This window comes from Hymenobacter jeollabukensis, assembly GCF_005771675.1.
In the GTDB taxonomy this organism is placed as follows: domain Bacteria; phylum Bacteroidota; class Bacteroidia; order Cytophagales; family Hymenobacteraceae; genus Solirubrum; species Solirubrum jeollabukense.
In genome coordinates this window covers 1-22020 of the sequence record NZ_VAJM01000004.1, presented here as the reverse complement: position 1 = coordinate 22020, position 22020 = coordinate 1, and the positions used below count along the sequence as shown (strand labels likewise).

Here is a 22020-nt window from a genome sequence, read left to right as displayed (position 1 = left end):
CCGCCATGCACATCCGCCTCCTCAGCCTGCTGGTCGACGACCAGGCCCGCGCCCTGCAGTTCTACACCGAAACGCTCGGCTTCGTGAAGAAATCCGACGTGCCGCTGGGCGAGCACCGCTGGCTGACGGTGGTGGACCCCACCGAGCCCGACGGTGTGGAGCTGGTGCTGGAGCCGCTGGGCTTCGCGCCGGCCCGCACCTACCAGCAGGCCCTGTACGCGGCCGGCATCCCGCTCACGGCCTTCCACGTCGAGGACGTGCAGCGCGAGTACGAGCGGCTGCGGGCGCTGGGCGTGCGGTTCAGCATGGAGCCCACCGAAATGGGCGCCGTCACGCTGGCCGTGTTCGACGATACCTGCGGCAACAACATTCAGCTGGTGCAGGGGTAGCCCGACGCAGCCGTTCCTCTCCGCTTTAACATTTAACACGCCCCCTTTAGTGGGGCTATTGAATCATAATCTTGCGTATCCGCGGCACTTCAATGGCGTACAGGCCCGTGGTGGGGTTGCCCACCAGCCCGAGCACGCCCACGAACCGCGCCTCAGCCACGGGCCCGTCGACGTAGCCAGCGCTGCTCCCGACCAGGGTACTGACTTCACCGGCCGGCGTGATGCGGCGGATGCGCGGCCCGTCGCCCAAGTACAGCGTGCCGGCCGCGTCGATAGAGAGGCCGTGCATGGCCGTGCCGAACTGCGCCGTGGTCCCGGGCCCGTCGAGCGTACCGGTGGTACCGCTGCCGGCCAGGGTGGATACCTGCCCGGCGGGGGTAATCTTGCGAATCCGATAGTTGCCCGCGTCGCTCACGTACACGTTGCCCTGCGCATCTACCACCAGCGCGGTCGGCCCGCTGAACTGCGCCTGGCTGCCGGGGCCATCGGTGTAGCCGGCCGTGCCGGTGCCCGCCAGCACCGTGACGGCGCCAGCGGGCGTCACCTTGTCGATCCGCTGGCCCAGCAGCTCCACCACGTAGATGTTGCCCTGCGCGTCGGCGGCCAGGCTGCGGGCGTAGTTGAACACGTGAGTGGCAGCGGCGCCCGGCAGGCTGCTAACCACGCCGGCTGGGCTTACCTGGCTCAGGGTCGTCTGGCCCTCCATGCTCACGTACAGCACACCGTTGGCCCCCAGCGCCACGCCATCCGGCCCCGAGGCAATATTCGCCGGCCGGCCGAGGTCGGCCACTGTACTGACCTCCCCGGCGGGGGTGATGCGCCGGATGGTGCCGTTGATGTGGTCGACCGCGTACACGTTGCCCTGGGCATCGAGGGTAGCGCCCCACAGGTAGCCGAAGCGGGCGGAACTGCCCGTCGCGTCTACGTTGCCGGCCTGCGTGCCACCGGCCAGGGTGCTGACCATGAGCTGGGGCGGATCGGGCGCCGGGACCGGCACATCATCCGGCTTGGGGCCGTGGCAGGCCACGAGCAGCAGTCCGGCAACGGTTCCGGGCAGAAAAGTCAGAAAGCGAGTAGTCATGAGATGAAAGAATTAGTTGGGGCGCCTGCCACATCCACAACCAAGCCCACGTTCGGATTTCCGAACCCGCCGCGCCGCAACAATTAATAGCAACATATGCATTTACCGCCGCTTCTGCGCTACTCCCGGCAATCTGCATAAGCGAGGTCAGCCAAGTTGGCGGGTACGGGTGCCCTAGCCAGCGGTGGCCGGGCCGGCGTTGGCCGGGCGCAGCTGGCAAGCCGCCAGCGAAAGGCATTCGGCCTCGGCACGCTCGATCAGGCGCCACTACGCCGGGCCGCGTATCTTACCGGCGCACTTTACCCCCAACCCCATGAGCATATTCGACGGCCTACTCGGCAACGCTTCCGAACACGACGCGCAGGAAATTCAGCAGGACCTGCAGCGCCTGCTGGCCTCCGACGAGCGGGTGGAAAAAGCCTACGCCATCATCCGCGACCAGATTATCTTCACCAATAAGCGCCTGATCATGCTCGACAAGCAGGGCGTGACGGGCAAGAAGAAGGAGTACCTGAGCGTACCCTACCGCAGCATCGAGCGGTTCAGCACCGAAACCACCGGCCACTTCGACCTCGACGCGGAGCTGAAAATCTGGATTCGCGGCCAGGCCGAGCCCATCAGCAAAACCTTCCGCAACGACCAGAACATCCTCGACATCAGCCGGGCCCTGGCCGAGTACGCGCTGTAGTAAGCAGGCTTTCCGCCCTTCACATTTTTATGTGATAGGTGCAACGAAAACCCGTTGGAAGCGGCTCCCTGCGACACATCCTCACCAACCCGCTTATTCCAATGAAAACAGCTTCACTCCTGGCCCCGCTGGCCGCCCTCACCCTGCTTGCCTCCGGCTGCAATCTGATTACCACCTGCGTAGAGCCGGAAGTACCAACGTGCCCTCCAATCTGCGTAAGCGGGAAGGTGCTGCGCCAGACGTGCATGGCCGGTACGCTCGTGCAGCTCGACAACTCGCAGGAGGGCCAAACCATTCAGTTCGACTTCGACGGCAACGGGGTCAAGACCTACCAGCACGTCGTGTCCACTTACACCGAGCTGGGCACCCTCGCCCAGCCGGGGACCAGGCTCTACTTTACCCTTTCGCGCGGCGGCACCGCCCCCGAGCTGCAGTGCCTGGCCAACGACGCCCCTTCGGGCATGACCAAGTACACCCTGAGCAACGTTTCGGCCACGACCTGCGCTGAAAAGGCGCCTGCTTCGTCCAATTAAGCCCTGACTTTTGCGCACAAAGGCCCGCCAACGTTCGTTGGCGGGTCTTTATGCTTTGTTGGTATAGCTAGAGCACGAAGAACACCGGCTTATACCGCTCGCCTCACTTCATCTCGCCCACGCGCCGAACTGCTCATCAGGCGGCCGGCGACTGAATGGCGGGCGGCGTGGGGTTGTATTCGGCAGTGGCGGTCTGGTGCTCGGCGGCGCGCTTGCCCTTGTCGTCTTTCACGTCGCGGCGGTTGAAGGGGCGGATGATGAGGCGCAGGGCTTTGTCGGAGTTCCAGTAGCTGAAGGCCCAGTCGATGAGGGCCACCACCTTGTTGCGGAAGCCGACGAGCGTCATCAGGTGGACGAACAGCCAGGTCAGCCAGCCGAAGAAGCCGCGGAAATGCACGTTTTTGGGCAAATCCACCACGGCCTTGTTGCGGGCCACGATGGCCATGACGCCCTTGTTGAAGTAGTTGAACGGCTCGGGCGTTTGGCCCTTGGCGAGGCGGCGCAGGTTGTGGGCCAGATGGTCGGCCTGCTGCTGGGCCACGGGGGCCAGCATGGGCAGACCCTTGGGCATTTCTTCGGTCACCATGTTGGCCACGTCGCCGATGGCGAAGACGCCCGGCAGGCCCTCCACCTCGTTCCAGCGGTTCACGTTGACGCGCTTGTTGCGCGTGACGGTGGCTTCGGGCAGGCCCGCCAGGGCGGCCCCGTTCACGCCCGCGGCCCAGATCAGGTTTTCGGTCGGAATGAACTCCGCGTCGGAATAGTAGGCGCGGCAGTCCTCGAAGCGCTTGATGCCGGTGTTCAGGCGCACTTCCACGCCCAGCTTCTGCAGGTAGCCCAGCGCGTCGTCCTGCGACTGTTTCGACATGGGCCCGAGCAAGGCCGGACCGGCCTCCACCAGGATGATTTTCATCTGCGAGAGGTCCAGCTCGGGGTAGTCCTTGGGCAGCACCGTGCGGCGCATTTCGGCCAGCGAGCCGCTGATTTCCACGCCCGTGGGGCCGCCGCCTACCACCACGATGTTCAGCAGCGCCTCACGCTGCTGGGGGTCGGAGGTGAGCAGGGCCTTCTCGAAGTTCTGGAAGATGTAGCTGCGCAGGTTCAGGGCATTCGGAATGCTCTTGATCTGCATGGCATTCCGCTCGATGCTCTCGATGCCGAAGAAGTTGGTGAGCGAGCCGGTGGCAATGACGAGGTAGTCGTAGCTGATGTCGCCGATGTTGGTGTGCACCGTTTTGGCCTCGGTGTTCACCCGCTCCACGTCGGCGAGGCGGAAAAAGAAGTTTTTCTGCCCGGCGAAGATTTTGCGGATGGGGTAGGCAATGCTGTCGGCTTCCAGCGCGCCGGTGGCCACCTGGTAGAGCAGGGGCTGAAAGTTGTGGTAGTTGTGGCGGTCGATGACTACAATTTGCACCGGGTCGTGCTTGAGCGCCTGCGCCAGGCGCAGGCCGGCAAAGCCGCAACCGATGATAACCAAGCGCGGATGCGCCGATTTGGGAAGGTTCGTGTCCATAAGGCAAACCTGATATTGAGGCGGGCCAAGGTAAACCCGCGGTGGCACATTGCGGCCTGGTCAGACTTTACCGCGAAACCGCGCCGCTGGTTGCGCGCCACTCCTCACAACAAGGCAGCAGGCGGCAGGGTTTAGGAGGTCATTGCGAGCAGAGCGAAGCAATCTTTCCTCCAGTAGCACAACGGCACAGTACGCACTAACCGAAAATAGCGCTGCCCGAACCTGTAAACGACAGATTCGGGCAGCGCTACTTGTATCGTTTCTGCTACTGGAGGAAAGATTGCTTCGCTTCGCTCGCAATGACGGCGGAATGAACCGTCTGCGCTTACTCGTCCTTCTTCTTGAAGTCGCCGTTTTTGATCTGGTTGATCAGCTGCAGCCAGCTGAAGGGGTTCAGCAGCGGGTTATTGCTGTAGGGGTTGGGGGCGGTGCCGTACTTACGCTGCTGGTCGAGCTGCTGCATCTGCATGGTCTGGCGGTAGTTGGCCATGCTGGTGACGGGCGCGTTCAGGAAGATGCGCCGCATGATCTGCTCGTTGAGGTTTTCGGCGGTGGCCGTGCCCCGCTCCTGCGGCAGCTTCAGGGCCAGGAAGGCGCGCTTGAAGTCCTTTTCGGTCACGTAGGGGAAGATGCGCACCTCCGGCAGCACCGTGGCGTCTTCCTTAAGCTGCACGATGACGGAATAGCTCTGCCGCGGGTAGTCGGGCGGAATGACCACGTACTGGTTGCGGTAGCCCAGGCTACGGATGACGATGGAGTCGCCGGCCAGCACGGGCAGCGAGAAGTAGCCGTAGGCGTTGGTGCTGGTGCCGCGGCCGGCTTTGGGCACGAATACGGCGGCGCCGGGCACGCCCAGCAAGGAGTCGCCGGTGGCGATGATGCCGGAAAACTGGACGACCTGCCGCTGGCCCTGCGCCCGGGCACTGCGGGCGGGCAGCAGCGCGGCGGCCAGCACGAGCAGCAACGACAACGTCAGGAGGTGAAAACGGGCAATCAGGGGCATGTCAGCGGGTTGCGGGATAAGCAAAGATAGGGCGCTTTCGCGGGGCTTCGGGTGGCCCTGGCGTACCTTCGTGGCCAGGGGCCGCCGGCTACATAACCCGGCGGCTGGTCAAAAGATGCGTCTCAAACACTTTTCCGTTGCATTCGGGCTCGGCTTATATAAAGCGTTAGGCGATGAGTCGCGGGTGCGAATCCTGCATTTGCTCTGGCGCAACCAGGAAATGTGCATTTCCGACCTGGAGCAGGTGCTGGATTTCACCCAGACGAAAGTCTCCCGGCAATTATCGGCCCTGAAGAATGCAGGTTTGGTGAATTTCCGCCGGCTCGACAACTGGATGTTCTACTTCATCAAGGACGAATACGCCGAGTTGCTGCAGCAGCACCTCAGCTACATGGAGCGCGACCAGCAGCTGCAGAAAGACCAGAAGACCTACCAGACGCTCTGGTCGAACCGCGAGCTGGCCGCGTATAAGCTGCAAAACCGCCACTGGACCGGCACGCCGCGGCCGTAGGGCGGCGCTCAGCACGCCATGAAATACCAGCATCATTTGTTCGTCTGCACCAACCAGAAAAGCGAGGTCGGCAAGGACGTAGCCAAGGCCCTCAAGAAGGAGCTGAAAAAGCAGGACCTGAAAAGCCTGCTGCTCGGCGGCAAAAAGCGCAAAAATCGGGTGCAGACCACCGGCTGCCTCGACGTGTGCAAGCACTGCAAGAAGGGCAACGGCGCCGCCCTGGTGGTGTACCCCGAGGACATCTGGTACGGCGACGTGCAGCCTAAGGACGCCGCCGACCTCGTGGGCCAGCACCTGGGCAACAACCAGCCGGTGAAGCGGTTGCAGATTGAGCCGTAGTATGTATTTCTGCGCCGGCTACTACCTGATTATTCCCAAGCACGAACGCGGCACCGTCAACGGGCACACGTATACCAGCCGCACGTGGTCGGTTAGCCGCTATATCAGCTACGTTTATCCGGATGCCGAGTGGGGCCTGCGTTGGTGGTACAGCAAGCGGCAGTTTGCCAAAATCAAGAACTTCCGACCTGACGAGCCAACGCTGGAGGCCTTGCACACCTGGACGGAGCAAGAATACGAGCAGGGAAACTACGGCTACCCGGGCTTCTTTACGAGCCAGGCCAAGGCCCTGGAATTCAAAAAGCTTTTCCTGTCGTCGTTGCCCCAGATACAGCTGCTGGGCCTGTTTCTTGACGAGAGCTTTTACCCTGCTGCCCTAGAGCAAACACAAGCGTATCCTTCGGTGACGCTCGACTTGCATCGGTTGCTGCAACGACGCCTGCCGGAACCTGATGCCGGAACCGTTATCGGCTATGATCTGCTTGGCCTTCTGGACCACGGCGGCTACGAACCTTCTTCGTACAACGTCCTGGAGCAAGAATACCAAGACCAGTTCGGCATTGCCCTGAACGAATACGGCCTCTTCCTCAACCAAGCCGACTGTCAGCGGGTAGCCGCTTACACCGACCAAGTAGCCGGAGAACCTGCCGTTTGGCTCCCCTTCAGAGTGAAGCTATTTGCGTAGCTCTACTGTTTATCTGTTGCATGAAAACCTACCGCCACCTCTTCTTCGACCTCGACCACACGCTCTGGGACTTCGAGAAAAATGCCGACGAAACCCTGCGCCACCTCTACGCGCTGCACGATTTCGCCCGCTACGGCTTCCCGGTCGAAGAATTTATTGCCCGCTACAGCGAAGTGAATCACGCCTTGTGGCGCATGTACCAGGCCAATAAGATCAGCCAGCAAGAGCTGCGCGACATTCGGTTCGTGCGCAGCCTGGCCAAGCTGGGCGTGCCTGAAAATGAAGTCCCGGCGCAGATTTCGGCCCAGTTCACCGATATTCTGCCGCTGAAGTCGGCGGTGTTTCCCTACACCCACGAGGTGCTTGATTACCTGCGGGGTAAGTACACGCTGCACCTGATTACCAACGGCTTTCAGGACGTGCAGCACATCAAGCTGGCTTCCTCTCAGCTGACGGATTACTTCCGGGAAGTCGTAACCTCCGAGTCCAGCGGCTGCCTGAAACCCGACCGCCGCATCTTCGAGCACGCCCTGGAACGCGCCGGCACCACGGCCGCCGAGAGCCTGATGATTGGCGACAACCTGGAGTGCGACGTGCTGGGCGCCTACAACGCGGGCATCGACCAGGTGTATTTCAACCCCGACAAGCGCCGCCATACGGCCGAGGTGACGTACGAAATCAGCTGTCTGAGCGAATTGAAGGGTTTTTTGTAGCCGCAGCCGCTACTCCAGCGCCACCGCGGCCTGCACCGTCCCGCCGAAGTGCATCAGGTCCGGCGTGAGCTTGAAGCTGCGGCCGCCCATGCCCTTGCCGTACAGCTCCATATCCACGGGGCGGGGGCGGCCCCAGCCGTCGTCCGACGAGCTGCTGCCGTACCCGTCTTCGGTGACTTCCAGCACCGCGCCGCGCTTGGTGCCCAGCACGCCGCAGAGCTTATCGGCCGATTTGAGGGCGTTGCGCAGGGCAATCATGTGGGCTTCCCGGTGCAGGCTGTCGGCTTTGGAGTGCGCATAGGTCAGGCTCTTGATGCGGCTGATGCGGGTTTGCAATAGGGCTTCCATGTACTCTTCCAGGCGGTTGAGGTCGGCCAGCTGCACGGTGAGGGACTGCGTGGCCTCGAAGCCCAGAAAGACCTCTTTGCCGCGCACGTAGTCGTACTCTTTGTTGGTGGAAACGTGGCTGATGCGCAGATCCTCCTTGGTCTTGATGAAGGGGCGCGAGGCGGCCATGACCTGCTCCACCACGGCCTGCGTTTCCACGGTGGCGTCCTTGAGCCGAGGCTTGGTGAAGGACACCTCCACGGTAATTTCGGCCAGGTCGGGGTAGGCCGTGACGGTGCCGTAGCCGGACACCTTTATCTGGCGCACCGGGGCGGTAGTGGTGGTTTGGGGAGTACAGGAGGCCAGGGCCAGCAGGCCGCTGAGGCAGAGAGGAAGGCGCATACACAAACAATTTCCGGGCTGAACGGATTGTCAGCGGCGAATATTGCGGCCGATGGGCGCGGTGGACCGGTCCGTGCTCAGGACCTGCCAGCCTTTCGTTCCCCTGCCGGGTCTATCTTTGCCCGCTCAATCCCTGCCTTCACCAAGCCCCTGACATTCCCCGCTATGGCCAACGGCTTTTTCAACGTCCCCGCCCCCAAGAACGAGCCCGTGAAGGGCTACGCCCCCGGCTCCCCGGAGCGCGCCGAGCTGCAAGCCATGCTCAAAACGCTCAAAAGCCAGGAGCGCGACATTCCGATGTACATCGGCGGCCAGGAGGTGCGCACCGGCAACGTGCAGCGCATCAGCCCGCCCCACGACCACAGCCACACCCTCGGGCAGTTCCACCTGGGCGCGGCCGAGCACGTGCAGCAGGCCATTGATGCCGCGCTGGCCGCCCGTCCGCGCTGGGCGGAGCTGGCTTGGGAGGAGCGCGCCGCCGTCTTCCTGAAAGCCGCCGACCTGCTGGCCGGCCCCTACCGCGCCCGGCTGAACGCGGCCACCATGCTGGGCCAGAGCAAGAACGCGTTCCAGGCCGAAATCGACGCGGCCTGCGAGCTGATTGACTTCTTCCGGTTCAACGTGCACTTCATGCAGCAGATCTACCAGCAGCAGCCCGAGTCGGCGCCCGGCATGTGGAACCGCCTGGAGCACCGCCCGCTGGAAGGCTTCCTGTTCGCGCTGACGCCGTTCAACTTCACTTCCATTGCCGCCAACCTGCCCGCCGCCCCGGCTATGATGGGCAACGTGGTGGTTTGGAAGCCCGCCAACACCCAGATCTACTCGGCCCAGGTGCTGATGGAGCTGTTCCAGGAGGCCGGCGCGCCCGACGGCGTCATCAACCTGGTGTTCGTGGACGGCCCCACCGCCGGGGAAGTCATCTTCAAGCACCGCGACTTTGCCGGCATCCACTTCACCGGTTCCACCGGGGTGTTCAACGGCATCTGGAAAACCATCGGCGAGAACGTGTCGAAGTACCGCTCCTACCCCCGCGTGGTGGGCGAAACCGGCGGCAAGGACTTCATCCTGGCCCACCACTCGGCCAACGCCAAGGAGGTAGCCACCGCCATTAGCCGCGGCGCCTTCGAGTTCCAGGGTCAGAAGTGCTCGGCTGCCTCCCGCGCCTACATTCCCTCGAACCTCTGGGACGACGTGCGCCGCTACCTGGTGGAAGACCTGAAGTCGTTCAAGATGGGCGACGTGGAGGACTTCTCGAACTTCATCAACGCCGTCATCGATGAGAAGTCGTTCGACAAGCTGGCCAAGTACCTCGACAACGCCAAGAACGACGAGGGCGTGGAAATCCTGGCCGGCGGCGGCTACGACAAGTCCAAGGGCTACTTCATCGAGCCGACCGTGCTGGTGGCCAAGGACCCGCAGTACGTGACCATGTGCGAGGAGCTCTTCGGCCCGGTGCTGACCCTGCACGTGTACGACTCGCAGCAGTTTGAGAAGACCCTGGAGCTGGTGGACGGCACCTCGCCCTACGCCCTGACCGGCGCCATCTTCGCCAAGGACCGCTACGCCGTGGACCTGGCCACCAAGAAGCTGGTGCACGCGGCCGGCAACTTCTACATCAACGACAAGCCCACCGGCGCCGTGGTGGGCCAGCAGCCCTTCGGCGGGGCCCGCGCCTCCGGCACCAACGACAAGGCCGGCTCCATCCTGAACCTGCTGCGCTGGGTGTCGCCGCGCACCATCAAGGAAACCTTCGTGCCGCCCGTGGACTACCGCTACCCCTTCCTGGGCAGCGCCCCGGCCGAAGACCTGAACCGTGACAAAGGCCTGTAATCGGCCGCTGACGGTTAGAAACGAAAGCCGCCCCGGGTGACCGGGGCGGCTTTTTTGTTTTTGCTGGTTAGATTGGGCTATTCTGCAACGAGCCTTTGATCATCTGATGAAATTATTCGCGTTACTCTTAGCGCTGGGCTTTTACTGTTTAGGCTGCTCCCATCCTTTGCCGCATCACCTTCCTGATTCGAGATATTATAAACAGCAAGAAGCCAGCTTACTGGCGTCAGTTTTTGGCCAAATAACGAAACCCACTTCACACAATTCAATTACCAAGCAAGACACAATCGGCATTTATGACTCGTTGAGCTTTCCGCATCCTTCTAAGAAAATAGTATCTAAGCTTACTCAGGAACACGAGGTGTCACCTGATTTTATACGCCTACTGAATGACACCACTAACTGGTCTCAGACGCGTCATTCGACTATTACATTACCTATCCAGCAAATAGCGGCACACGCAGCATTTACGCCAAAAATTGCATCATCTAAAGATGATGTACCCACTGCTTACAGGCTTTCTAGAGTGGTTTTCAACAAAGATTTTTCCAAAGCATTCTTTCAACTCACTTGGTCTGATGAAGGCGGAGGTAGTAGCAAATATGTTCTTTGTCAAAAGCGTAATAATGGTTGGGTAGTACAGATGGCATATACCCATAGCTCTTTTAAGTTTTGACTAGTAATAGAAAAGCCGCCTTTGACTAAGAGGCTTTTGCTTCTATCACTATTGCATATCAGGACGAAGCTGTGGTGGGTTACCCAGCTTAACCCGCTTGTATAATTCCGCCAGCGGAATTCGGATACCCAACGCCGACAGCTCCAACTCATCCGCCAGCGAATCATACACGCGCAAGCTCCATTCATCGGCATTTCGCGTCAGGCAATCCACCCAACAGTAATCCTGGCGGATCAGCACGTAATGCTGCAGCGAAGGCAGTTGCTGGTACAGCCGCAACTTGCTGGTACGGTCGTAGTCGGCGGTTTTGGGCGAAAGGACTTCGATGATAACTGACGGATAGCGCAGAATGCGGTCAGAGGCCAAGTCTTCGTCGTGGCAGGACACTACTACATCCGGGTACAGGAAGCAGTCAGCGCTGATTTCAACCAGAGCACCGTCGACAAAAGCTTCGCAGGAATCCAGATTCAAACGATTCATTAGCGCCATGTAGCTGTTGCCCAGCACCCGGTTGTGCGGTAACGAAGCGCCTGTCATGGCGAAGATTTCGCCTTGATAGAATTCATGGCGTACTTCTGACACCTCTTCCAGCGCCAGATACTCTTCTACTGTATAGATACGCTTCTTATCGAGCTGAAGGTGAGCCATAGTCAGAGAGCAAGCAAGTTTGTGCTGGAAGTTCGCAAACTGGCGTCGTTTGTTAATGAGTGCCGACATCATTCGCCCCGCCGCGCAGTTTCTCCAAAGATACGCCGCCCTACTCCTTGGTTTCGTTGCACCCCCCCGGTTTTCGTCCTACCTTTGCCGCCAATGCCTTTTTTCAACAGCACAACCGTTCCTGCTGCCATGCTGTTAGCCACTCCCGTTGCCTACCAACCGGCCGATTACCTGCCGATTCTCATCCAGTTTGGCCTCGCCCTGGCCTTCGTGGCCTTCTCGATGGTGGTGTCCCACCTCGTGGGCCCGAAGCGCAACTCCAAGGTGAAGGACGCCTCGTTCGAGTGCGGCATCGAGTCGGTGGGCAACGCCCGCACCCCGATTTCGGTGAAGTACTTCCTGACGGCCATCCTCTTCGTGCTCTTCGACGTGGAGGTCATCTTCATGTACCCCTGGGCCGTGAATTTCCGCGAGCTGGGCATGTTCGGCTTCGTGGAAATGCTCATGTTCATGGGCCTGCTGCTGGCCGGCTTCTACTACATCGTCAAGAAAGGCATCCTGCGGTGGCAGAACTAAGCGAAAGACCGTCAAACCTTTATTTCCGGGCTGGTGTTCGGAAAACTGGAGTTGCCGCCCCGCTTACTTCCAACTGAGACCATTTCGTCATGAGTGATACCCGCGTTCCTGAAATCAAAACCGTAGCCGCCCCGGATGGGGTTGAGGGCGCCGGTTTCTTCGCTACCTCGCTGGACAAGGTGGTGGGCATTGCCCGCGCCAACTCCCTGTGGCCCCTGCCCTTCGCCACCTCCTGCTGCGGCATCGAGTTCATGGCCACCATGGGCGCCCACTACGACATTTCGCGCTTCGGCTCGGAGCGCCCGTCCTTCTCGCCCCGGCAGGCCGATTTGCTGATGGTGATGGGCACCATCGCCAAGAAGATGGCCCCCATCGTGAAGCAGGTGTACGAGCAGATGGCCGAGCCCCGCTGGGTGCTGGCCATGGGCGCCTGCGCCTCCTCGGGCGGCATCTTCGACAGCTACTCCGTGCTCCAGGGCATCGACCGCATCATCCCCGTCGACGTGTACGTGCCCGGCTGCCCGCCCCGCCCCGAGCAGGTGCTCGAAGGCCTGATGCGCGTGCAGGAGCTGGCCAAAAACGAGTCGATCCGCCGCCGCAACTCGCCCGAGTACCAGGCCCTGCTGGCGTCTTACAACATCAAGTAGTCGGTATCAGGTAGTCGGTAGTCGGACAAAAGCTTAGCAGCCGTCTGACTACCGACTACTCACTACCTAATACCAAGCAATGACCGACCTCAACACTTCGCCGGCGGCCCAGGCCAAGGCGGCGGATTACGTGAAAGCCCACGCGGCCATCAGCAACGAGCAGTTGCTGGCGCGCCTGCACGCGTTGTTCGGCGCCGATACGTTTTCGGACGTGGAGGAGCCCTACGGCCTGCTCACCGCCACCGTCAGCCGCCACCGCATCCACGAAATCCTGGACGTGCTGCACGGCGAGAAGGAGCTGCTGCTCAACTTCCTCACCACCATGTGCGGCGTGCACTGGCCCGAGCGCAAGGATGAGGAGCTGAGCGTGGTGTACCAGCTGCACAGCATGATCCACAACATCCGGCTGCGCCTGAAAATCTTCTTCCCCATCGCCGACCCGGTGGTGCCCACGATGACCGACATCTACGCCACCGCCAACTGGATGGAGCGCGAAGCCTACGACTTCTACGGCATCATCTTCACCGGGCACCCCAACCTCATCCGCATCCTGAACGTGGAGGACATGGACTACCACCCCATGCGCAAGGAGTACCCGCTGGAAGACGGCACCCGCGAAGACAAAACCGACCTCTTCTTCGGCCGATAACCTGATTAGTATGGAGTACCGAGTATTGAGTACTGAGAATTCATTTTCTCGCCCATCGATACTCACTACTCAATACTCTCTACTCAGTACTAACTGATATGGCAACGAACGACGCACTGACCGCGACGGAGCATATTCACCACGAGGTGGCGCAGCAACAGCAGCGCGGCGTGATGGTCACCAAGACCGAGGACTTCGGTACCGACCTCACCACGCTGAACCTGGGCCCCACGCACCCGGCCACGCACGGCATTTTCCAGAACATCCTGCAAATGGATGGCGAGAAAATCATTTCCGGCGTGCCCACCATCGGCTACATCCACCGGGCTTTCGAGAAGATTGCCGAGCGGCGCCCGTTCTACCAGATTACGCCGCTGACGGACCGCATGAACTACTGCTCCAGCCCCATCAACAACATGGGCTGGCACATGACGGTGGAAAAGCTGCTGGGCGTGGAAGTGCCCAAGCGCGCCCAGTACATCCGCGTCATCATGATGGAGCTGGCCCGCATTGCCGACCACCTGGTCTGCAACGGCATCCTGGGCGTGGACACCGGCGCGTTTTCGGGCTTCCTCTACCTGTTTGAGGAGCGCGAAAACATCTACGAAATCTACGAGGAGGTGTGCGGCTCACGCCTGACCACCAACATGGGCCGCGTGGGCGGCATGGAGCGGGATATGTCGCCGGTGGCGCTGGAGAAGCTGCGCACCTGGCTGAAACGCTTCCCAGCGGTGATGCGCGAGTTCCAGAACCTGTTCGACCGCAACCGCATCTTCATGGACCGCACCATCAACGTGGGTCCGATTTCGGCCGAGCGCGCCCTGAACTATGGCTTCACCGGCCCGAACCTGCGCGCTGCCGGCGTCGACTACGACGTGCGGGTGATGAACCCCTACTCCTCGTACCAGGACTTCGACTTCGAAATTCCGGTGGGCACCAACGGCGACACCTACGACCGGTACCTGGTGCGCAACGAGGAAATCTGGCAGAGCCTGCGCATCATCAACCAGGCCCTCGAGAACCTGCCCGAAGGCCCCTACCACGCCGACGCCCCGCACTACTACCTCCCGCCCAAGCAGGAGGTGTACCGCAACATGGAGGCGCTGATTTACCACTTCAAAATCATCATGGGCGAAATCGACGCCCCGGTGGGCGAGGTGTACCACTCCGTGGAAGGCGGCAACGGCGAGTTGGGCTTCTACCTGATTTCGGACGGCGGGCGCACGCCCTACCGCCTGCATTTCCGCCGGCCCTGCTACATCTACTACCAGGCTTACCCCGAAATGGTGGTAGGCTCGACCCTCTCCGACGCCATCATTACCCTGAGTTCCATGAACGTCATTGCTGGCGAGCTGGACGCTTAACCTGCTGCTAATGGAATCGACAACCGCGACCGTAAAGCCGCAATTCTCCGAAGCCGCCAAGGCCGAAATTGCCCGTCTGTTTGAGCACTACCCCGCCGAGCGCCGCAAGTCGGCCCTGCTGCCCATCCTGCACATCGCGCAGGCGGAGTTTGGCGGCTGGGTGAGCCCGGAAGTGCAGGACCTGGTGGCTGAAACCATCGGCATCCTGCCCATCGAGGTGTACGAGGTGTCCTCGTTCTACACCATGTTCAACCTCAAGCCGGTGGGCCAGCACGTGCTGGAAATCTGCCGCACCGGTCCCTGCATGCTGCGCGGCTCCGACGAGCTGACCGCCCAGCTGGAGCGCCTGACCGGCGCGAAAGTGGGCGAAACCTCGTCCGACGGCCTGTTTACTCTGAAAGAAGTGGAATGCCTGGCCGCCTGCGGCACGGCGCCCATCGTGCAGGTGCGCGAGAAGTACTACGAGCAGCTGGACACGCCGGAAGCGGTGGACGCCATGCTCGCGGAGCTGCGCAACCTGGTGCACCGCCCGCTGCTGCCCTGGGAGCAGACCGGCCTGGCGCATTCGCAACAATAACCTCAAGCACTGACCGTCATGGGCCGCAAGCTACTGACCGAACATATTAACGTCCCCGGCATCGACACCTTCGAGGTATACCGCAAACACGGCGGCTACCGCTCGGTGGAGAAGGCCCTGAAGACGATGACCCCCGACGAGGTGGTGGAAGAGGTGAAAAAGTCGGGCCTGCGCGGCCGCGGCGGCGCCGGTTTCCCCACGGGCATGAAGTGGAGCTTCCTGGCCAAGCCGGAGGGCGTACCGCGCCATCTGGTGTGCAACGCCGATGAGTCGGAGCCGGGCACCTTCAAGGACCGGGAGCTGATGACCAAGCTGCCGCACCTGCTCATCGAGGGCATGATTACGAGCTCGTACGCGCTGGGCGCCAACACCTCGTATATCTACATCCGCGGGGAGCTGCTCTACGTGCTGCGCATCCTGGAACGCGCCATTGCCGAGGCTTACGCCAAGGGCTACCTGGGCAAGAACATCCTGGGCTCGGGCTACGACCTGGACTTGCACGTGCATCCCGGCGGCGGCGCCTACATCTGCGGTGAGGAAACCGCCCTGCTGGAGTCCTTGGAAGGCAAGCGCGGTAACCCGCGCAACAAGCCCCCATTCCCGGCCGTGCAGGGCCTCTACGCCCGCCCCACGGTGGTCAACAACGTGGAATCCATTGCCGCGGTAGTGCCCATCGTCAATGACGGTGGCGACGAATACGCCAAAATCGGCATCGGCAAGAGCACCGGCACCAAGCTGATTTCGGCCTGCGGCCACCTCAACAAGCCGGGCATCTACGAAATCGAGCTGGGCGTGCCCGTGGAGGAGTTCATCTACTCCGACGAGTACTGCGGCGGCATCTGGAAAGGCCGCGACCTGAAAGCGGTAGTAGCAGGCGGCTCCTCGGTGCCGATTCTGCCCAAGGAGCTGATTCTGAAGACGGCCGCCGGTGAAAACCGCCTGATGACCTACGAGTCCCTCTCCGACGGCGGCTTCGTGACGGGTACCATGCTCGGCTCGGGCGGCTTCATTGCCATGGACGAGACGACCTGTATCGTGCGCAACACCTGGAGCTTCTCCCGCTTCTACCACCACGAGTCGTGCGGGCAATGCTCGCCCTGCCGCGAGGGTACGGGCTGGCTGGAAAAGGTGCTGCACCGCCTCGAGCACGGCCACGGCCACATGCACGACATCGACCTGCTGGTAAGCGTGGCCAAGCAAATCGAGGGCAACACCATCTGCCCGCTCGGTGAAGCCGCTGCCTGGCCGGTGGCCGCCGCCGTGCGCCACTTCCGCCACGAGTTCGAGTGGCACGTGACCAACCCCAAGGAAGCCACCCGCCCCGGCGCGTACTTCTCCGCGAAAGCAGCTTTGGTATAAGGCTTAACTTTGAACGTCTGCCGCTACTCGACCAACAAGAACGTCATGTCGAGCGAAGCCGAGACATCTCGCTGGATAGTAACCTTCTCGTCTGACGAGAAATTTAGTATCCTCCATCAGCACGCGAGATTCCTCGACAAGCTCGGAATGACGTTCTGGTGAGATGAAACCCAAGCGGCCGACGCCCCTCATACGACTCAGACCCAAATGGCTAAAATAACCTTCGACGGCATCGAGATAGAAGTACCGGACGGTACCACTATCCTGAACGCCGCCCGTAAAATCGGGGGAAACATCGTGCCGCCGGCCATGTGCTACTACACCCCCATCAAAGGGACGGGCGGCAAGTGCCGCGCCTGCCTGGTGAAGGTGGCAGCCGGCTCGGCCAAGGATCCGCGCCCCATGCCCAAGCTGGTGCCCTCGTGCATCACCACGGTGCAGGACGGCATGGTGGTGGAAAATACCACCAACCAGTCGGTGCTCGACGTGCGCAAGGGCATCGTGGAGATGCTGCTCATCAACCACCCGCTGGATTGCCCGGTCTGCGACCAGGCCGGCGAGTGTGATTTGCAGAACTTCGCCTTCGAGCATGGTGTGGCCACCACCCGCTACGAAGAGGAGCGCCGCACTTTCGAGAAAATCGACATCGGCCCCTACATCCAGCTGCACATGACGCGCTGCATCCTGTGCTACCGCTGCGTGTACACGGCCGACCAGCTCACGGAGCGCCGCGTGCACGGCGTGCTGGGCCGCGGCGACGCCGCCGAAATCGGCACCTACATCGACAACATCATCGACCAGGACTTCTCCGGCAACGTCATCGACGTGTGCCCGGTGGGCGCCCTGACCGACAAAACCTGGCGCTTCAAGTCGCGCGTGTGGTTCACGAAGCCCGTCAATGCCCACCGTGACTGCGGCAACCCGAAGTGCTCGGGCAATGTGGTGCTCTGGTACAAGGGCAAGGACGTGCTGCGCGTAACGGCCCGCAAGGACGAGTACGGCGAGGTAAAGGAGTGGATCTGCAACGAGTGCCGCTTCGAGAAAAAGGAAACGGCCGACTGGACCCTGGAAGGCCCGGCCCACATCGACAGCAGCTCCGTCATTTCGGCCAACCACTACGAGCTGCCGGTGGTGAACCCGCAAGTCATTGCCGACCTGCCCGAAAGCTCGGTCCGCGACCTGGAAAACAACCCGCCGCTGAAACTCGGCAGATAACAATCATCTGTCATCCTGAGCAAAGCGAAGGACCTTACCACGTCAGATAGCAATTTACCTGACGCCTGACGCGCAAGCGTGATAAGGTCCTTCGCTTTGCTCAGGATGACAGGCAGATTAACTTCACGCAATGGATTTTTCCGCCCTGACGTCCTTCGTCATTTCCTGGCAGAGCCTCGTCATTCTGGCTGTATTCGGCATTTCCCTGCTGATTGCCACCTACTCCACCTACGCCGAGCGCGTGGTGGCGGCCTTTCTGCAGGACCGCGTCGGCCCCGACCGCGCCGGCCCCTACGGCCTGCTGCAGCCCCTGGCCGATGCCGTGAAGCTGTTCACCAAGGAGGAATTCTTCCCCGCCGGTGCCAACCGCGCCTTGTTCGTGTTCGGCCCCTGCCTGGCCATGACCACGGCGCTGATGGCTTCGGCCGTCATTCCCTTCGGCAATACCCTGCTGCTGGGCAACGGCGACGTAATTCGCCTGCAGGCCATCGAGGTCAACATCGGGATGCTGTACGTGTTCGGCGTGGTGTCCTTGGGCGTGTATGGGCTGATGATTGGCGGCTGGGCCTCCAACAACAAGTTCTCGTTGCTCGGCGCTATCCGCGCGGCCGCCCAGGCCGTGAGCTACGAGCTGGCCATGGGTATGGCGCTGATTGCCCTGCTGATGGTAACCGGCACGCTGAGCCTGCGCGAAATTGCCCTGCAGCAGTACGATGGCCTCTGGAACATCGTGTACCAGCCGCTGGGCTTTATCATCTTCATCGTCTGCGCCTTCGCCGAAACGAACCGCACGCCCTTTGACCTGCCCGAGTGCGAAACCGAGCTGGTAGGTGGCTACCACACCGAGTACTCGTCGATGAAAATGGGCCTGTACCTGTTCGCCGAGTACATCAACGTGTTCGTGGCCTCGGCCGTGATGAGCACGCTGTACTTCGGCGGCTTCAGCTTCCCCGGCGAGCATCTGCTCTACAACTACCTCACGTCCTCGCAGAGTGAGCTGTTTGCCCACAACGTGGTGACCATCCTGGGCACGGTGACGCTGTTCGCGAAGATTTTCTTCTTCATCTTCTTCTTCATGTGGGTGCGCTGGACGCTGCCGCGCTTCCGCTACGACCAGCTGATGCGCCTGGGCTGGACGATGCTCTTCCCCATTGCCATCCTGAACATCCTGCTGACCGGCGCTTTCATCCTGTTCTTCGGCTCGAAGGAGCCCAAGCGGGAAATTTCGAAAGAAGCCGTGCCCACGGAGGTGCGCACGGTCGCCCGCCGCTAACAACGACTTCCCTATGAAACTGACCAATAGATCGAAGCACATGGCGAAGAAGCCCATGACGCTGGCCGAGCGGGCTTACCTGCCGGCCATCCTCACGGGCATGGGCATCACGCTCAAGCACTTCTTCTCCAAGAAAGCCACCATCCGCTACCCCGAGGAGCTGCGGCCGATGTCGCCCACGTTCCGGGGGCTGCACGTGCTCAAGCGCGACGAGCAGGGCAAGGAGCGCTGCACCGCCTGCGGCCTCTGCGCCGTGGCCTGCCCGGCCGAAGCCATTACGATGGTGGCCGGCGAGCGGAAAAAGGGCGAGCAGAACCTGTACCGCGAGGAGAAGTACGCTGTCAGCTACGAAATCAACATGCTGCGCTGCATCTTCTGCGGCCTCTGCGAGGAAGCCTGCCCTAAAGCAGCCATCTACCTGCAGGCCGACAAGATGGCCCCGCCCCGCTTCGAGCGCGACGAATTCATCTACGGCAAGGACCGCCTGGTGGAGCCCGTCGACCCGAACGCCCGCTCCAAGCGCGGCATTCAGCTCACCGCCGAGCAGGCCGAAGCCCTGGCCCGCCGCATGGCCGGCATGGATGCTTAATTGACGCAACAGACCGTCATTCCGAGCGCAGCCGAGGACCCGAAGGTCGGCGTAGCCAATCTCGCCGGATAGTAATCTTCTCGTTGAGTTTACTACCCAGCATCAGCACGCGAGATGTCTCGACAAACTCGACATGACGGGCTAATTTTCTTTTGAAGTTTCGCACTTCCCCTCCCCTATTATGGGTAACTCCCTTTTCTACTTTCTGGCTTTCGTGGCGCTGCTGAGCGCCCTGGGCGTGGTGTTTGCCAAAAACCCGATGCACTCGGTGCTGTTCCTGATCCTGACGTTCTTCGCTATTTCGGGGCACTACCTAATGCTGAACGCGCAGTTTCTGGCGGCGGTGAACATCATCGTGTACGCCGGCGCCATCATGGTGCTGTTCCTGTTCGTGGTGATGTTCCTGAACCTGAACGCCGACACGGAACCCAATAAATCGGGCCTGGCGAAGGTGGCCGGGGCCATTGCCGGCGGCATGTTGCTGCTGGTGCTCATTGCCGCCCTGCGCAACGTGAACCCCGTGGGGGCCGACGCGGCCAGCTTCGATTCGCAGATCGGGATGGTGAGCCGCCTGGGCCTGGTGCTCTACCGGCAGTACCTGCTGCCGTTTGAGCTGGCCTCGGTGCTGTTCCTGGTGGCCATGGTGGGCTCGGTGATGCTGGGCAAGCGCGAAACTGGGGAGCGGCACTTCTGAGCTTCTTCTCATACTAGAAAACGCCGGCGGCGCCTGAGAAATCGGGCGCCGCCGGCGTTTTTTTCTAGAGCCTGTTGGGGAATTGGTGTTGCGGTAAAAGAAAACGAGCCAGTAAGTTGCGGCGGGAGTTCCTAGGCTTCCGTTCGCATTATGGTTGACGGCTATCAACCCCTCACTGACTCGCAGTGGCAAGGTATGTTGCGGCTTTTGCCCGTGCAACGCAAACGGCGCTTGTGCTTGCGGCGCGTGGTAGACGCGGTCTTGTACGTGTGCCGCACAGGTTGCCAGTGGCGCAGCTTGCCGGCCGCGTTTCCCAAGTGGACGGCCGTGTACTACTATTTCCGCCGCTGGCAGCAGGACGGCACGCTACAGCGCCTGAACCGGGCGCTCAATGAAGCCGACCGGCAAGCGCACGGGCAGGCGGCCTCGCCGGCGGTGCTGTGTCTGGATAGCCAAAGTGTCAAGCTTGCTCCGCGCATTGCCGAGCACCGCGGCACGGACGGAGGCAAATGCGTCAACGGGCGCAAGCGCCAGGTGCTGGTGGACCGGCAGGGCCGCGTCTGGGCTTGCCGCACGCACGCGGCCAACCAGCACGACAGCCGCGGTGCCGCCCCGCTCTTGTTGGAAAGGCGGCAATGGGGGCCGCGCCTGACAACCGTGGTGACGGACCGGGCGTACCGGGGCCACTTTGCTGAAGGGCTGCTCGCCCGTGGGCTGCGGCACGAGGTGAGCAGCCGACCGCCTTCTGTCCGCGGCTTCGTCCCGGTGGGCTGCCGTTGGGTGGTAGAGCGCACGTTTGCTTGGCTGAATTTCTTCCGCCGCCTCGCCATGGATTACGAGTACACGCCCGAAAGCCATGCGGCGTGGATCCTCTGGGCCAATGTCACGCTTTGCCTCAACCGGCTACTCTGATTCCACAGCAAGGCCCTATTCAGAAGGCCTGAATAATTTCCTGCCAATGAAAGTTGACAACGTGCCACCCAGTAGGGTGGCTACCAAAAGTGTTACTAGATAACCAGTAACTGCTGTTGAGGAATGCAAGCGCCGGTTTTCATCCGCAACAATCCAGGTATAGATGAGAGACGAGCATATTGCAGCCGTAAAAGAGCCGACGACAAACAAGGTGATGTTAGTCGGGGCAAGCTTCCATCTGGGGTGCACGGCAATAACCGCTGCTCCGAGAAGAGAGCTGACCACCACTCCGAAAGCAAGTCCAATCAAGGGTAGAATCATCGTATCGCAAGAGCGTATTTAAAAATTTAGGTTTTGGTCATGCTGAGCCTGTGGAAATAGAACGTGCAAATGGGCTTTTCAGAAATCCCAACACGCTCTAAACCCCTTGCAATCTACTTATGCATAAGTATACATTGCAGCGTTAGTTTACTATCCATATGTTTATCAATAGGCATTAGTAAGGTAACCGGGAATGCTGAAAACCGATTAGAGTAAGCCCATTTCAATTCAGTTAAAATGAACAATTATCAATGCAAGAAGTGTAAGACCCTAATTCAAGGGAACAATACACCAAGTAGTCTTAACTGTCCTGCCGGGAGCAGTCATTCTTGGCATAACCTAGGGGAAGTCGGCACTAATAATTACCAGTGCAAAAAGTGCGCAACGCTGGTAAAGTCAAAGAATACCCCTTCATCATTAAGCGGTGGTCTAATACATGGTGCATCGTCGATTATGCTCGTCAATGACGAGTTGAATGCGGACGTGGTGCATGGCCA

General features: G+C 60.9%; 25 protein-coding genes. 20 read left to right on the top strand and 5 right to left on the bottom strand.

Translation table 11 applies throughout. The features are described from left to right. The first annotated feature begins 5 nt into the window (after window positions 1-5). Window positions 6-389 carry a VOC family protein gene (locus FDY95_RS10180; RefSeq protein WP_138077418.1) on the top strand — a complete coding sequence of 128 codons (384 nt, stop codon included), beginning with the start codon at window positions 6-8 and terminating at the stop codon, window positions 387-389. 55 nt (window positions 390-444) lie between these two features. Here FDY95_RS10180 and FDY95_RS10175 read toward each other — a convergent pair whose 3' ends face one another. Continuing rightward, window positions 445-1470, bottom strand: coding sequence for an NHL domain-containing protein (locus tag FDY95_RS10175; protein WP_138077416.1), 1026 nt, complete (start codon window positions 1468-1470; stop codon window positions 445-447). Window positions 1471-1783: 313 nt separating this feature from the next. Between FDY95_RS10175 and FDY95_RS10170 the strand changes: the two genes are divergently transcribed. Then, window positions 1784-2158, top strand: a complete 375-nt coding sequence (locus FDY95_RS10170) for a PH domain-containing protein (RefSeq protein ID WP_138077414.1) — start codon at window positions 1784-1786, stop codon at window positions 2156-2158. Between the two features lie 101 nt (window positions 2159-2259). Beyond that, window positions 2260-2691, top strand: a complete 432-nt coding sequence (locus FDY95_RS10165; protein WP_138077412.1) for a hypothetical protein — start codon at window positions 2260-2262, stop codon at window positions 2689-2691. Window positions 2692-2827: 136 nt separating this feature from the next. Here the strand turns inward: FDY95_RS10165 and FDY95_RS10160 are convergent, their stop codons facing one another. Both FDY95_RS10160 and FDY95_RS10155 read right to left on the bottom strand, forming a co-directional pair. Beyond that, on the bottom strand, window positions 2828-4204 hold the full coding sequence (locus FDY95_RS10160; protein WP_138077410.1) for an NAD(P)/FAD-dependent oxidoreductase: 1377 nt from the start codon (window positions 4202-4204) through the stop codon (window positions 2828-2830). A gap of 325 nt (window positions 4205-4529) precedes the next feature. Continuing rightward, the gene (locus FDY95_RS10155) at window positions 4530-5207 is read right to left on the bottom strand and encodes a carboxypeptidase-like regulatory domain-containing protein (protein ID WP_138077408.1); all 678 of its coding nucleotides are present in this window, start codon (window positions 5205-5207) and stop codon (window positions 4530-4532) included. Between FDY95_RS10155 and FDY95_RS10150 the strand changes: the two genes are divergently transcribed. From FDY95_RS10150 to FDY95_RS10135, 4 genes are read left to right on the top strand one after another with little or no spacing between them, the layout of a single operon-like run. After that, window positions 5206-5718 (top strand): ArsR/SmtB family transcription factor, encoded by a 513-nt coding sequence (locus FDY95_RS10150; protein ID WP_317129485.1) that lies wholly within the window; start codon window positions 5206-5208, stop codon window positions 5716-5718. The genes FDY95_RS10155 and FDY95_RS10150 overlap by 2 nt on opposite strands. 18 nt (window positions 5719-5736) lie before the next feature. Next, window positions 5737-6057: a (2Fe-2S) ferredoxin domain-containing protein gene (locus FDY95_RS10145; RefSeq protein ID WP_138077404.1), complete on the top strand. Its 321-nt coding sequence runs from the start codon at window positions 5737-5739 to the stop codon at window positions 6055-6057. A gap of 1 nt (window position 6058) precedes the next feature. Next, the gene (locus tag FDY95_RS10140) at window positions 6059-6742 is read left to right on the top strand and encodes a hypothetical protein (protein ID WP_138077402.1); all 684 of its coding nucleotides are present in this window, start codon (window positions 6059-6061) and stop codon (window positions 6740-6742) included. A gap of 20 nt (window positions 6743-6762) precedes the next feature. Next, entirely contained in the window at window positions 6763-7455 is a 693-nt protein-coding gene (locus FDY95_RS10135) for a YjjG family noncanonical pyrimidine nucleotidase (RefSeq protein ID WP_138077400.1), read from the top strand. A gap of 9 nt (window positions 7456-7464) precedes the next feature. Here FDY95_RS10135 and FDY95_RS10130 read toward each other — a convergent pair whose 3' ends face one another. Further along, entirely contained in the window at window positions 7465-8184 is a 720-nt protein-coding gene (locus FDY95_RS10130) for an SIMPL domain-containing protein (RefSeq protein ID WP_138077398.1), read from the bottom strand. Window positions 8185-8349: 165 nt separating this feature from the next. Between FDY95_RS10130 and pruA the strand changes: the two genes are divergently transcribed. Both pruA and FDY95_RS10120 read left to right on the top strand, forming a co-directional pair. Beyond that, window positions 8350-10014 (top strand): L-glutamate gamma-semialdehyde dehydrogenase, encoded by a 1665-nt coding sequence (gene pruA / locus FDY95_RS10125; protein ID WP_138077396.1) that lies wholly within the window; start codon window positions 8350-8352, stop codon window positions 10012-10014. Window positions 10015-10120: 106 nt separating this feature from the next. Then, window positions 10121-10690, top strand: a complete 570-nt coding sequence (locus tag FDY95_RS10120; RefSeq protein ID WP_138077394.1) for a hypothetical protein — start codon at window positions 10121-10123, stop codon at window positions 10688-10690. Between the two features lie 48 nt (window positions 10691-10738). On the opposite strand, the gene FDY95_RS10115 is transcribed toward FDY95_RS10120, so the two are convergent. After that, entirely contained in the window at window positions 10739-11338 is a 600-nt protein-coding gene (locus FDY95_RS10115; protein WP_171025626.1) for a Uma2 family endonuclease, read from the bottom strand. Between the two features lie 198 nt (window positions 11339-11536). On the opposite strand from FDY95_RS10115, the gene FDY95_RS10110 reads away from it, so the two are divergent. The 11 genes from FDY95_RS10110 to FDY95_RS10060 all read left to right on the top strand — a co-directional run bounded on the left by FDY95_RS10110 (window position 11537) and on the right by FDY95_RS10060 (window position 21202). Next, window positions 11537-11923 carry an NADH-quinone oxidoreductase subunit A gene (locus FDY95_RS10110; protein ID WP_138077390.1) on the top strand — a complete coding sequence of 129 codons (387 nt, stop codon included), beginning with the start codon at window positions 11537-11539 and terminating at the stop codon, window positions 11921-11923. 89 nt (window positions 11924-12012) lie between these two features. Beyond that, the gene (locus FDY95_RS10105) at window positions 12013-12570 is read left to right on the top strand and encodes an NADH-quinone oxidoreductase subunit B (RefSeq protein WP_138077388.1); all 558 of its coding nucleotides are present in this window, start codon (window positions 12013-12015) and stop codon (window positions 12568-12570) included. Between the two features lie 79 nt (window positions 12571-12649). Next, entirely contained in the window at window positions 12650-13219 is a 570-nt protein-coding gene (locus FDY95_RS10100; protein WP_138077386.1) for an NADH-quinone oxidoreductase subunit C, read from the top strand. A gap of 173 nt (window positions 13220-13392) precedes the next feature. Beyond that, on the top strand, window positions 13393-14583 hold the full coding sequence (nuoD, locus tag FDY95_RS10095) for an NADH dehydrogenase (quinone) subunit D (RefSeq protein ID WP_138078036.1): 1191 nt from the start codon (window positions 13393-13395) through the stop codon (window positions 14581-14583). A gap of 10 nt (window positions 14584-14593) precedes the next feature. Continuing rightward, the gene (locus tag FDY95_RS10090; RefSeq protein ID WP_138077384.1) at window positions 14594-15160 is read left to right on the top strand and encodes an NADH-quinone oxidoreductase subunit NuoE family protein; all 567 of its coding nucleotides are present in this window, start codon (window positions 14594-14596) and stop codon (window positions 15158-15160) included. Window positions 15161-15178: 18 nt separating this feature from the next. Beyond that, window positions 15179-16519 (top strand): NADH-quinone oxidoreductase subunit NuoF, encoded by a 1341-nt coding sequence (gene nuoF, locus FDY95_RS10085; protein WP_138077382.1) that lies wholly within the window; start codon window positions 15179-15181, stop codon window positions 16517-16519. A 207-nt stretch (window positions 16520-16726) separates the two neighbouring features. Next, entirely contained in the window at window positions 16727-17734 is a 1008-nt protein-coding gene (locus FDY95_RS10080; protein WP_138077380.1) for a 2Fe-2S iron-sulfur cluster-binding protein, read from the top strand. A 130-nt stretch (window positions 17735-17864) separates the two neighbouring features. After that, window positions 17865-19007: an NADH-quinone oxidoreductase subunit NuoH gene (nuoH, locus tag FDY95_RS10075; RefSeq protein WP_138077378.1), complete on the top strand. Its 1143-nt coding sequence runs from the start codon at window positions 17865-17867 to the stop codon at window positions 19005-19007. Window positions 19008-19020: 13 nt separating this feature from the next. After that, window positions 19021-19596, top strand: a complete 576-nt coding sequence (locus FDY95_RS10070) for a NuoI/complex I 23 kDa subunit family protein (protein WP_138077376.1) — start codon at window positions 19021-19023, stop codon at window positions 19594-19596. Window positions 19597-19777: 181 nt separating this feature from the next. Continuing rightward, entirely contained in the window at window positions 19778-20290 is a 513-nt protein-coding gene (locus FDY95_RS10065; RefSeq protein ID WP_138077374.1) for an NADH-quinone oxidoreductase subunit J family protein, read from the top strand. Window positions 20291-20440: 150 nt separating this feature from the next. Continuing rightward, window positions 20441-21202, top strand: coding sequence for an IS5 family transposase (locus FDY95_RS10060; protein ID WP_138077372.1), 762 nt, complete (start codon window positions 20441-20443; stop codon window positions 21200-21202). Window positions 21203-22020 lie beyond the last annotated feature (818 nt).